This is a genomic window from Ruminiclostridium cellobioparum subsp. termitidis CT1112 (genome assembly GCF_000350485.1).
GTDB classification, from domain to species: domain Bacteria; phylum Bacillota; class Clostridia; order Acetivibrionales; family DSM-1351; genus Ruminiclostridium; species Ruminiclostridium termitidis.
The window spans coordinates 1-13,512 of the sequence record NZ_AORV01000070.1 but is presented as its reverse complement, the minus strand read 5'-3'; the positions used below and the strand labels follow the sequence as shown (position 1 = coordinate 13,512).

Annotated in this window: 7 protein-coding genes; all 7 read left to right on the top strand. The window is 31.0% G+C overall.

The features are described from left to right. Positions 1-22 precede the first annotated feature (22 nt). On the top strand, positions 23-979 hold the full coding sequence (locus tag CTER_RS25250) for a hypothetical protein (protein WP_004630735.1): 957 nt from the start codon (positions 23-25) through the stop codon (positions 977-979). Between the two features lie 36 nt (positions 980-1,015). After that, on the top strand, positions 1,016-2,755 hold the full coding sequence (locus CTER_RS25245; protein WP_040762142.1) for a B12-binding domain-containing radical SAM protein: 1,740 nt from the start codon (positions 1,016-1,018) through the stop codon (positions 2,753-2,755). A gap of 168 nt (positions 2,756-2,923) precedes the next feature. After that, positions 2,924-3,169: an acyl-CoA dehydrogenase family protein gene (locus CTER_RS25240; RefSeq protein WP_004630704.1), complete on the top strand. Its 246-nt coding sequence runs from the start codon at positions 2,924-2,926 to the stop codon at positions 3,167-3,169. An 85-nt stretch (positions 3,170-3,254) separates the two neighbouring features. After that, positions 3,255-4,586, top strand: a complete 1,332-nt coding sequence (gene fabD, locus CTER_RS25235; RefSeq protein WP_004630725.1) for an ACP S-malonyltransferase — start codon at positions 3,255-3,257, stop codon at positions 4,584-4,586. Positions 4,587-4,620: 34 nt separating this feature from the next. Further along, positions 4,621-7,755, top strand: a complete 3,135-nt coding sequence (locus CTER_RS25230) for a non-ribosomal peptide synthetase (protein ID WP_004630723.1) — start codon at positions 4,621-4,623, stop codon at positions 7,753-7,755. After that, positions 7,752-8,402 (top strand): hypothetical protein, encoded by a 651-nt coding sequence (locus CTER_RS25225; protein ID WP_004630729.1) that lies wholly within the window; start codon positions 7,752-7,754, stop codon positions 8,400-8,402. Before CTER_RS25230 ends, CTER_RS25225 begins: the two co-directional genes overlap by 4 nt. Before the next feature lie 20 nt (positions 8,403-8,422). Beyond that, positions 8,423-13,512 (top strand): condensation domain-containing protein (locus CTER_RS27270; RefSeq protein WP_004630721.1); only part of this gene is annotated, 5,090 nt, incomplete at its 3' end.

Genomic DNA, 13,512 nt, shown 5'->3' with positions numbered 1-13,512 from the left:
AATATTTAGAGTGGAGGATATCATGAATGTTAAGTTAGACTTTAAACCTTTTGAATTATTTTGGATGAACTGTCAATTTAATATGCTGTTTTCAATGTTAACTTCAGTAGATAATAGTTATAAATCAGCCGCTTTACTAAATGACTATTCGTATATAGTCAATGAAATGGAGACACCGAATAGTACGAAGTATAATGAGTTGACAGTAAGGCCTGCAATCAATAAGTATATAAATATGCTGCTTACTGAACGAAACCCGTTAAATTTTGAAAATAAAGAGCAATGCTTAAAGCTATTAAAAGAGTTAATAAAGAAAAAAGAAATTATTTTACTTGGAGTAGATTTATTTTATTGGATTCCCAATAGTGTTTGTTGGAATAAGCACCATTGGGAACATTATTCTTTTATTAATGGTTTTGATGAAGAAAAAAGAGCATTTTATGTTTTTGATGAAAACTTTAATGGATATAATGAGTTTGAAATTCCTGAGGATAGATTAATAAAAGCTGTAATGAATTTTCCTCTTGAACCTCACGCATTTATATGTAAATTATCTAAAAACATAGAGAAATTTGAACCTTCAATTAGTGAAATAAAAAATAATGCTGGAAGAATAGTTAATGAGATTAACGAAATAATACCGATAGCTTTTTGGGAATTATGTGAAAAGGATTTTATTGAAGGTCATATGTGTGATCTTATTTCTACTCAAATTTTTCAGATAATAAACAGGCATATTGCAAACCAAATTTTGATGCAAGAATTAGAAAGTGAAATTTGCGATGGGCTAATAAGTAAATCTCTTGTAAAGTACTGTATTGAGCTACAAGAAGGATGGAATCTAGTTAAAAATAAACTTCTAAAAATCTATTACTCCAATGATAAAAAATCTCTTAGAAATGATATCAATAAAAAATGCAAATCCTTACTACTTAAAGAAATTGATATGTGGAATATGTTCCTTAAATATACTGACTGAGTACATTTAATTGCAATTATTTCTTTAAGTGGTAATGTGAAGTTTGTAAATGGAAAGTACTTAATTAAATTAGTATCTAAAAATTTGATAACAAAATGGATGGATAATAAGGATATGAGAGAAAGCAATAAGATTAAAGTTCTATTTTTGGTAGTCTACAGCGAAGGTATGGAAATAAAAGATGAAGAGTATGGTGTTTGTTCAATTGTTTCATTTTTGCGTAAGAACGGATATACAGTAATGTTGTTGGGAGATTATGAAGAACAAATTGGCTATAGGAAAATTGACGAGTTCAAGCCGGATATTATTGGTTTACCTGTATACCTTATGTCAAAAGATGCTGTCTATAGAGTCTGTAGTTTATTAAAAAAGTTATACAATGTTCCTATTTGTGTAGGAGGGTATTTTCCAACTTATTATGAAAAAGAAATGATGGAAGAGACATCTTCAATTGATATTAGCATAAGGGGTGAAGGGGAATTAACTTGGCTACGTATATTGAAAAAGATTGAGCAAAACGAAAGCCTGAAGGATGTAAGTGGGATAACTTATCGAACAGAAAATGGGATTATGGTAAATAAAGAACAAGAGGAGCTTGTTGATATAAATGAGTTACCATTTATCGCTAGAGATTTGCTTAGAGATAATGAAATGATAGTTGCAACTATTGCATCTTCTCGCGGCTGTACACGAAAATGTAGTTTTTGTTGTGCAGATAGCTTTTGGCCAAAGTGGCGCGGTAAATCAGCGGAAGCTTTTGTTGATGAAATTGAGTATATTGTAAATGAATATAATGTTGATTTATTTAACATTATAGATACTAGTTTTGAAGATCCGGGTTCAAATTATAAACGTGTCATGTCTATAGCTCAGGAAATTGTGAATAGAGATCTAAAAATAGGCTATCATATTGACCTTCGCACTACATTTCATAAAAAGATTGACAAAGAATTAATTAGTATCTTGAAAAAATCTGGTTTAATTGGTGTCATGTTTGGAATAGAGGCTGCCAATGAAGCTGATCTGAAAATATATAATAAAGCAGCGACTGTAGAAGATAATGAAAAAGCAGTTGAACTTTTTAAAGAAAATGGATTTCATGTAACACCTGGTTTTATTAATTTTAATCCTTATTCAACATTCGATGGATTAAGAAAAAATATAGAGTTTCTTGAGAAGTACGGGTTTAATAGTGCTTTTTGCCGTTTACGTAGCAGTGTGCGCTTAAATAGAGGTACTAAATTATTTGAAAAAATTGAAGCTGATAGGTTGTTAAAAGATGGAGCGTATGATGATCCATACAGGTATAATTTTGTAGATAGTAGAATTTCAGTTCTAATAGAGTTTATAAGAAATTTTTACGATGAACATAACGTTAAAAATAACTATTCTTTCGGAAGAATAGATGCCTATACGAATGAACACTTAATGTTTATAGAATACTATAAGCATAGATTTTCAAGCGAATGTGATAATGGAGCTTTCAAAGTTATACAAATGCATGAACAGCAGATTAGAGAAATTTTATCAGAAATTAACACAAGAAACTCAAAATGGTTTAAGTTACTATTAAATCAGGCAGAAGAATTATGGAGTGAAGAAGCAGCAATAAGTATTATGAATACTTTTTTTGACACTAAACATATGGTAAGTATGGCAAATTTATTGGATAAAATCAAAATTAAACTATATTATGACTTATCAAAGATTGATTCAAAATATGAAAGATATTTTAAGGTACATAAAACGAGAAGAGTTATTGACAAATTACTATAAGCAAAACATCAAATTAATATTTAATTAGGAGGCAGATAGGCATAGTACAAGGATTTAAAATATAGATGTTGTCCGCTTTTGAGAAAAATGGTAGACGCAGGATTTCTTTTTACTATGATTTTTTCGTAAATTAGTGATAGATATGATTACTAGAAATGAGGTTAAGATATGATTATTAAACTAAATAATGAACAAAAAGAATTAAAAGAGATGTTTAGGGAGTTTATAGAAACACAGGTGATACCTAGCGCAAATCGTTTTGATGCTGAAGAGCATTTATCAAAAGATACAATAAGTAAAATGTCTAAAAAAGGATATCTAGAGAGTATTATACCACGTAGTTATGGCGGCAGTGAGATGGATAATATTACAGTAGGAATTTTAAACGAGGAATTAGGTCGGGGATGTTCATAAGTCAGAAGTGTTATTACAGTACATAGCATAATTGATTAATAAGCTAGGTATTTATTATAGATATTGAAAATAAGAGGATATTTAAATGGCCAAATTCGTATTTTTATTCCCTGGTCAAGGATCTCAATTTGTTGGTATGGGAAAAGAACTTTATGATGAGTTTTTGGTAGTAAAACGTACTTTTGAAGAAGCATCAGATATTTTAGGTATAGATTTAAAGAAGATATGCTTTGATGGTACTTTTATAGAACTAAATAAAACAGTTAATATGTTTACTTCTATATTAACTGTTAGTATTGCTTGCTATAGAGCATTTAGCGAAATAGCGAGTATTATACCTTTTTGCGGAATTGGACATAGCCTTGGTGAGTATAGTGCTTTAACTTGCAGTGGAGCTTTAAACTTCGATGATGCTTTAAGAATCTTAACCAAGAGAGCTGAATTAGCGGATAATATTACAAGTTCAGGAATAGGGGCTATGACAGTTGTCAATAGAATTAATTCTAAAATAGTAGAAAATGAGTGTAAGATTATTAACGATAGTGGACGTACTGTATCTATAGCCTGCTACAATTCTAATAATCAGGTTACTATTTCAGGTGATTCAGAGGCGGTTTTTGTTCTAGAGGATAAACTTATAGAATTGGGAGCTCAAGTAACTCCGTTGATTATGAGCGCACCATTTCATTGTTCGTTAATGCGACCAGCAGCTGAAGAACTAAGAATAGAACTTAAAAAGTATAAATTTAATAAGTTTAAATGGCCTGTTATATCAAATGTATATGCTCTACCCTATATGACACCAGATGATATTATTAAAAACCTTGTTTCGCAAATGGCTAATCCTGTTCAATGGCAAGCTTCAATAGATTTTGCAAATAAAAATGATAAAAGTTGTTTTATAGAGCTTGGACCTCAGTCTATACTTACGAGTTTGATAAAAGATAATACCGTAGATGCAAATGCATATTCTTTTGGAGCATATGCGGATAGATATTCACTCTTAGATATGCTGAAGTCTAATTTCCAAGAAGATATCTCAGATACATATTATAATATACAGAAATGTGGTAAAGAAAATATCGAACTAATAAAAATGTGTTTAGTTGAAGCTATAAGTACGCGTAATAGAAATTTTAACTTAAATGAATATCAAAATGGTGTTATAGAAGCATATGAGAAGATTGAGGAAATACAAAATTTTATTGAAAAAAATGAAGGTGAAGCTACTAGAGAACAGCTTAATGAAGCAATTAGATTGCTCGTTATAATTTTTGAAACAAAGAAAGTTCCGATTAGTGAACAAACTGAGCGACTTAATGACATAATTAATAAATCTGGTATGCAGCAGTTGTTCAATATAGATATGTTTATCAGGGAAAAGCCATATCATAGTTTAATATTATTAAGAAATTAAAGGTAATAAGCATTTTTTGGGAGGCAAATTTGATATGAGCGATCAAAGAAAATTAGATATGCAAAATGTTGAGGATATATTAGCGTTAACATCTATGCAGGAAGGTATCTTATTCCACTATCTTTCAAACCCAACAAGTAAACAATATTCTGAGCAACTATGTTTAAACCTATATGGCGAAGTGGATATTGAACTAATAAAAAAATCATGGAATTTTGTTGCTGAAACTAATGAGGTTTTAAGAGCTGTTTTTCGATGGGAAGGTTTAAGAACGCCTGTTCAGATAATTCTGAAAAACTTTGAAGTTCCGTTAACATTTTATGATTTTTCTCAGACACCTGCTAACGAGCAAAATGTGTTGATTAAAAATATAGCTGAAAATGATATTGATAAAGGATTTGACTTATTGACAGAACCATTCCGGGTAATTCTTTGTATGCTTGAAGAAAATATATACGAAATGATAATAAGTTATCATCATATATTATTTGATGGCTGGAGTAATGGTATTATTATTAACGAATTTATTCAGGTATATAGCAAATTTAGCAAGTTTATAAGCTATCCTAAATTGATTAAGCCAAAGTTTAAAGAATATTTAAGATGGTATAACAATCGGAATAAAGAATCCCAGAGTATATATTGGAATAGATACTTAAAGGAATTTGAGGAAAAAACTCAGCTGCCAGTGGATGAGAAGTGTGTTAAACCTGACGAGATTTGTAATTATAATTATATACTATCTACTGAAATGGTAGAAAAGATAAACAATTTTATAAACAAAAATGAAATAACGCTTGCTTCGTTGATATATACGGTCTGGGGGATACTTCTCCAAAAATATAATAATGTAGAGGATGTGATTTTTGGCACGACAATTTCCGGTAGAACACAAGAAGTAACAGGAATAGATAAAATGGTAGGGTTATTTATTAATACTATTCCTTTGAGGTTGAAAACAAATAAACAAGATACGGTAATTGAAACTCTTAAATCTGTAAATGAGGTTTTAATTGAACGGCAAGAGTATCAACACACTCCCCTGGTTGAAATAAAATTTTATAGCGGAATTAATAAAAACGAATCTCTTTTCGATTCAATTGTTGTAATAGAAAATTATCCCATAGAGAGGATTTTAGATTCAAAGGATAAAGGTATTGATATTAGATTTAAGTCAATATTTGGATTTACTAATTTTTATGTAACGCTTAGGGTAATGGTATTTGATGGCATAAAGCTGGAGTTTGTGTATAATAGCAGCTTATTTAAAAGTGATACTATTGAAAGACTTGTAAATCATTATTTGAAAATATTAATGGAGGTAATAAAAAAACCTGATATTTGTATTTATTGTTTATCTATGTTGCTTGAAAGTGAAGAAAAAATGATATTGAATGATTTCAACGATACTCAGGTGGACTTTGGTGGCTTAAAAACAATAAAAGAAATGTTTGAAGAACAAGTAAAGTTGGTGCCAGATTGCACCGCAGTAGTATATCAGGGTGAAAGAATAACGTATAGAATGTTGGATTCGTTGTCTAAACAGTTAGCTCAGAAATTACACAATGTAGGCATCATACCTGGTGATACTGTTGGCATACTTTTAGATAATTCAATTAATATGATTGTTGGTATTTTAGGAGTAATAGTAGCGGGTATGACATACCTACCAATAGATATATTAAGCCCGAAAGAGAGGGTTACATTTATACTGAAAGATAGTGGAGCAAAAGCGTTAATTACCAACAGATATACTGACAATAGTATCTTTGATAATGCCATAATTATTTCTATGGATGGTTTAAACCCTAAATTGCCACCGCCATACCTAGATTTAATTCCAGAACCTGAGAACATAGTATACATTATATATACATCTGGAACTACAGGTAAGCCTAAGGGAATTGCAATTAAAGATGAGAGTCTTGTGAATTATACCAAATGGTTCTCAAAATCAAATAAGTTGACGGAAAAAGATAAAACAATATTGCTCTCATCATTTTGCTTTGATTTAGGATATACCAGTATATATCCTGCTTTGCTAAGTGGTGGGGAGTTGCATATAGTTCCTAGAGAGCTATATTTGGACTCAAATTATATTTCAAACTATATTAAAGAGAATAATATAACATATGTAAAACTTACACCCTCATTGTTTAGTACATTAATTAGTGAGATGGGATTCGAGACTAGGGAATATTTTAATAATACAAGGCTAATCGTTCTTGGTGGAGAGAAAATTGATGTTTCTGATGTTGAGAAACTTAATCGTATATACCCGCATGTAATGGTAATGAATCACTATGGACCGACAGAAACAACGATTGGTTGTATTGCTAAGCTGATAGATTTTTCGAATTTTGAAGTTTTTAAAAGACAACCTGTAATAGGTAAACCTATAAGCAATACTCAGATTTTCATTGTTGATAATGGTCTTAACTTAGTACCCATAGGTGTTCCTGGTGAAATATGCATATCAGGTATAAATTTGGCTAAAGGCTACATTAGTGATGAGAGTTTGACTAATGAAAAATTTATGCGTAATCCTTTTATATGTGATGACAGGCTTTATAGAACAGGTGATATTGGTAGATTTCTAGCTAGTGGTGATATTGAATTTTTAGGTAGATCAGACCATCAGGTTAAAATACGAGGCTTTCGAGTTGAGCTAAAAGAAATTGAAGCAAAGCTTAAAGAATATAAATGTATAAAGGATGCACATGTTATTGTACGAGAAAATAAAGTTAAAAGTAAAATAGTATGTGCATATATTGTCTCAGATTTACAGATTAGTAAAGCAGATCTCAAGAAATACTTATCTGAGTTACTTCCAGACTATATGATTCCTTCAGCTTTTATATTTATTGATAAAATTCCGCTGACCCCAAATGGGAAAGTTGATATAAAATCATTACCAGATCCAAATAACAATATACAGAATAGTGAAAAATATTCGGTACCAGTCGGAGAGATAGAAAAAAGAATTGAGTCAATTTGGTCTGAAATACTTGGGATTGATAATATAGATGTAAATGGTAACTTTTTTGATTTAGGTGGCAATTCTATACTTTTAATAAATATGCATAATAAAATTGAGCAATACTATCCTGGTAGAATATCAGTAACTGATATTTTTCTAAACCGACCATATTTGAATTATCAAAATTGATAGAAAACAAACAATTTACAAAGTTAAATAAAAAAACAGTAAATGGAATTGTAATGCCACATGGATTTGTTAGCGGATTGCTCAGCGAAAATATAGCAGATAAGACTAATATTTATTCCATTTTAAGTCATAGCTTGAGTAGAGACTATTCAAAAAAGCTATCCGAATTAGCAAAGGTTGATAATCTAGAGCCAGGCTTCATTATTCTTTCAGTTTATATTTTTTTGCTGGGAGAGATTTCAAAACAAAAGAAGATAGAAGTTCAGGTTATTGACGATAATGGAATTATAATTCCAATGGAAATTGACTTATCTCAAATTGAAGATTTCGTTTGTCTATTTAAAATTGTATCAGCGGAAATAAATAAATATAAAAAAGATGCAAATAAAGAAATTAAAGAATTAGTTTTGACAGCTAATGAGAAACAAAAGTATATAATAATTCCGGCATTTGGAATTGCAGAAATGGTAAATAATACTGAATACGGTAATCTATTTGATATTCTTATGGAAGTTTATGTAAAAGAAGATTATGTCGAAATTATTCTTAAATATAATAAATATAAAATTGTTAAAAATGAGATCGAATCATTCTTTGAACAAGTTCTATCTTTAATCCAAATATTAATCGATGAATTTAATGATTAAAACTATTGGAGGTATATATAATGTCTAAAGATTTGGCATTTTGCACCATAAGAACAAAAATTAATAAGGATAAGTATAATATTGATACTAATAAAACAAATGAAAAAGATATAGCTATTATTGGTATGTCAGGTAAATTTGCTGAGTGTTCGGATATCAATACTTTTTGGGATAAAATTAAGTCGGGAAGTGATTGTGTTCGGCCTATTATTGAACAGAGAAGAAAGGATTCAGATTTGCTTTTAAAACTTATGGGCAAAAGTGCAGAAAAGGCAGAATATTTTGATTGCGGTTATATGGATGATATTGATAAATTTGATAACAGCTTCTTTGGCATTTCACCTAAGGAAGCAAGCCTTATGGATCCAAATCAAAGGTTATTCTTGGAAGCTGCATGGTCTGCTATAGAAGATGCTGGATACTTAAAAAGTATAGTAGGTTCCAAAACAAGTATTTATGTGGGTTTTTCAGTTGATCAGTTAAATAACTACAAAAACTTTATCAACTCGATTGAACCCGAGAATATGTCTATTGCATATGCGGGTAATGTTACGTCTGTGATAGCAAGCAGGTTGTCATATCTTCTTGACTTAAAGGGGGCTGGCATTGTAGTAGACACATCTTGTTCCTCATCTCTTGTAGCAGTACATCTGGCATGTCAGGAATTACGGAGAAGTGAATGTGATATGGCGATTGTTGGGGGAGTTAAAGTTAGAATGCTGCCTCTTGTAGATCAACAAGTAGTCGGGGTAGAGTCATCCGATGCCAGATGTAAAACTTTTGATGATTCTGCAAATGGAATTGGTGGAGGAGAAGGTGTTGCTGCTGTTCTCTTAAAACCATTAGCAAAGGCGATTGCAGATAGTGATAATATTCATGCTGTCATTAAAGGAAGTGCTATGAATCAAGATGGGAGATCAATTGGAATAACTTCACCTAACCCGGATGCGCAATGTGATGTAATAACAGAAGCGTGGGAAGATGCTCAAATTGAACCGGATACTATTTCATATATAGAAGCTCATGGAACTGGAACAAAGTTAGGAGATCCTATTGAACTAGATGGCATTAAAAAAGCATTTGCTAAATACACAGATAAAAAGCAGTTTTGTGCAATAAGCTCAGTTAAAACAAATATCGGGCATTTAGATAATGCAGCAGGAATGGCTGGTCTGATTAAAGCTGTAATGGCCTTAAAGCATAGGGAACTTCCGCCTTCTATCCATTTAAACAGACCAAACCGAAATATTAAGTTTCAAGATTCACCAGTATATGTAAACAACAGACTTTTGAAATGGGAAGTAAGCGATACCCCTTATAGATGTGGGGTAAGTGCTTTTGGGTTAAGTGGTATTAATTGTCATATCATTCTGGAAGAAGCCCCAGAGTTGATAGAGGATGATATAAGTGAGAATGATAATCTGAAAATTCTAGCAATATCAGCAAAATCAGAGGCTTCTTTAAAACGTTTATTGGTTGAGTATAAGAAATTACTTAAAAATAAAAGTAAGTTAGTGTTAAATAATATATGTTTTACAGCGAACACGGGCAGAATGCATTATAACCATAGGATAATCTTTGCTTTTACAGATGCTAACAATTTAGAAAGTAAAATAGATAAAGTATCATCAGATTTTCTTTCTAATAAGGATGAGGGAATATTTTGCGGTGATTATAAGATAGTATCTAGTAATAAAGAACAAAAGAATATTGGTGAACTTACGGAGGGGGAAAGAAGATTACTAAGTGAGCTGACAGATAAAAAAATAGAGAAATTAGTATCTTTAGACAGAGAAGATAGAGCGTTGTTATATGAAATTTGCAATTTATATGTACAAGGAGCGGAAGTAAATTGGGAAAGGCTGTATGTTAATAGAAGATGTAGACGAATTAGTTTGCCGACATATCCATTTGAGAGAACAAGATGTTGGATGGATATTGAAACTGATTCTTATCAGGAGTTATTACAGACTAATAAACATTATTCAGTGTATTGGAAGCATAAGGAGCTAATTGGCAACAAGAACACAGATTGTAATGGAGTCACTATAGTATTTAAAAATACCAATACTTTGTCAAATAAATTATTGGAAATGTTTAAACAACATGAAAAACCTGTTATAGAAGTTAGTATTGGTAACAAATATAACAAGGTAAACGATACAAAATATGAAATAGAGAATAGAGAAAATGATTATAAAAGGGTTATTGAGGAGGTTAAGAGAGAGGGAATATCACAGATTATTCACCTATTAACTTTAACAGATAATGAACCAATATATTCCGCTGAAATGTTAGAAGAAATTCTGAACAAAAGTACTCATAGTCTCCGATATATTGTAAAAGGTTTACACCAAAATAGTTTAAAAGGGGTAAACATCGCATTAATATCACAATATGTAGAAACAGTAGATAACAGCGAGAAGGTTATACGCTGTGAAAATGCAGCTTTATTCGGATTGGGTAAAGTTATAAATGTTGAGAATTATGATATAAAGTGCAAGTTCATAGATATTGATGATTCTACTGATGTAACAAATATCAAGCGGGAATTGAGTTTTGAAAATTGCGAGAGTAATATTGCGTATAGAAATAATAAAAGGTTTGTTAAGGCATTGGATGTTTTAGATATACAGAAGTTAGATAATGTTAACACTGAGGTAAGAGATGAAGGTGTTTATATTATAACAGGTGGGATTGGGAATGTTGGACTTGAAGCGGCTAAATTTATAGCATCTGGGCATGAGGTGAAAATAGCTTTGATTAATAGGTCAAAAATGCCTGAAAGAGGTCAATGGAGTAGTATCTTACATCAGGGAACTGATATCATTTTATGCGATAAAATTCGACTGATAAATGATATTGAATCCAATGGAAGTGTTGTAGAATTTTTCAGTGCAGATGTATCCAAAGAAGAAGAAATAATTCCACTTATAGATAGTTTCAGGTGTAAATTTTCTAAAATAAATGGTGTAATTCATTGTGCGGGTATTGGCGTTGGTATTAAAGGGTGTAGAGTGGAGGATGATTCTGATGAAATATTTAATAAAGTCCTAGCACCCAAAGTTCAAGGAACGTGGCTATTAGACAAAGCAACTGAAAACGATAAACTAGATTTCTTTATTGCATTTTCGTCACCAATAACACTTACAGGTGCATTAGGATCAGGTAGCTATACAAGTGCAAACGCATATCTTGATTCATTTGTCATGTATAGGAATAGATTGGGTAAAAGGACAATCAATATAGGGATTAATAAGTTTAAGGTTAAATCAAATATTATTGATGATGATAAAAGGTTATTTAGACCTATAAATGAAGATGATATAGCCAATGCCTTTATGCTGGTATTTAGCAAAAACATACAGAGTGTAATAGTTGGTTTATTAAACTATGATAATGAGATTTTATATTTAGAGGGTTATCTTCCGTTTATTATAGATAATAACCTAAAACAAAATATGAAATTACATAGAGAGAAACAGGTTGTCCAGTTAAAAACAACAGTTACTAATGCTAAATCAACTCATTATAGGTTAAAAGGTAATAATGAGCAAGGCTATACTGAGACAGAAAATCTATTGGGATCAGTGTTTTGTAGCGTATTAGGGCTTGATGAAATAGATATATATGATAATTTTTATGAATTGGGTGGAGACTCAATAATTGCAGCTAAAATAGTAAATATAATTAATAAGGAAAAGCAATTAGATATAAAAATAACTGATTTACTTAGAAACCCTAGTATTAAATTATTCGCTAAAACACTTGATATTAACTATTTTAAATGGAAAGCATTAGATAGCAAATGCCCAGTTGAGTTAGTACCTATAGAGAAAAAAGAATATTATCCGACATCCGCAGCACAGAAGAGGGTATATATTGTTAATCAACTTGAAGGAAGTGGTACTAGTTACAATGAGCCTAAAGGAATGCTGATAGAGGGGACTTTAAATAAAGAAGGACTTGAATTTGCATTTGCTGAATTAGTCAGAAGACACGAAGCACTAAGAACCTCATTTGAAATAATAGGTGGAGAACCGGTACAGATAGTGCACAGGTATGTTAATTTTAAAGTTAACTATATAGAAGCTAAAGAGCAGGATATAAAAGAAACCGTAGAAGCATTTATTTTACCTTTTGATTTAAGTGTAGCGCCGCTTTTGAGGGTAACCCTTGTAAATTTGGGAAATAATAAGTATCTCTTGCTATACGATATGCATCATATAATAACAGATGGGATATCGATAGGTATACTTATAAAGGAGTTCAACCTCTTATATAGAGGAGAAGTATTGCAGGATTTGAAAATTCAGTATAAAGATTTTACTGAATGGCAAAATAAAGTTTCAAAAACTGATTTATTTAAAAAAGAAGAACAATACTGGTTGAATGTGTACTCAAAGGATATTCCTACTTTGAACTTGCCTACTGATTTTCAAAGACCTGTAACAAAAAGTTTTGCCGGTGGAAAAATAAATGGAGAAATAGACAGAAAATTAACCGCTAAAATAAAAAGACTAATGTTAGCGACAGATTCTACATTATATATGATACTAATGTGTGTGTATAATATTTTACTGTATAAGTATACAGATCAGGAAGATATCATAGTAGGTCTGCCTGTTGCCGGAAGATATGTTCAGGAGTTGGATAATGTTATAGGGATATTTGTAAATACAATGTCATTGAGGAATTATCCGGCAGGCAATAAAACTTTTATTGATTTTTTGTCCGAGGTTAAAGAGAATACATACGAGATGTATGAGAATCAAAACTACCACTTTAATGAACTTGTGACAAAGTTAAATATTCACCCTGACAGGAGTAGAAACCCTTTATTTGATACAATGTTGATTCTCCACAATGTTGGTGCTCAGGTAATAAATATCGATAACATAAAGGTTTCGCCTTTTTTAATTGAAAATAAAGTTGCTAAATTTGATATTACATTAGAAGCATTTGAGAATGATGGGAAGATTGCCCTGAGTTTGGAATATTGCTCGGCATTATTTAAGAGAAGTACTGCAGATAATATGTTGGAACAGTTTGTTAAAATTATGGGACAAATAACGTGCAATCCTAACATTTTATTATCTCAAATTAAAAT

Bases quoted from the DNA above. Each gene is read 5' to 3' on its own strand.
- CTER_RS25250 (WP_004630735.1), top strand. From the start codon at position 23: ATGAATGTTAAGTTAGACTTTAAACCTTTTGAATTATTTTGGATGAAC.
- CTER_RS25240 (WP_004630704.1), top strand. From the start codon at position 2,924: ATGATTATTAAACTAAATAATGAACAAAAAGAATTAAAAGAGATGTTT.
- fabD (WP_004630725.1), top strand. From the start codon at position 3,255: ATGGCCAAATTCGTATTTTTATTCCCTGGTCAAGGATCTCAATTTGTT.
- CTER_RS25230 (WP_004630723.1), top strand. From the start codon at position 4,621: ATGAGCGATCAAAGAAAATTAGATATGCAAAATGTTGAGGATATATTA.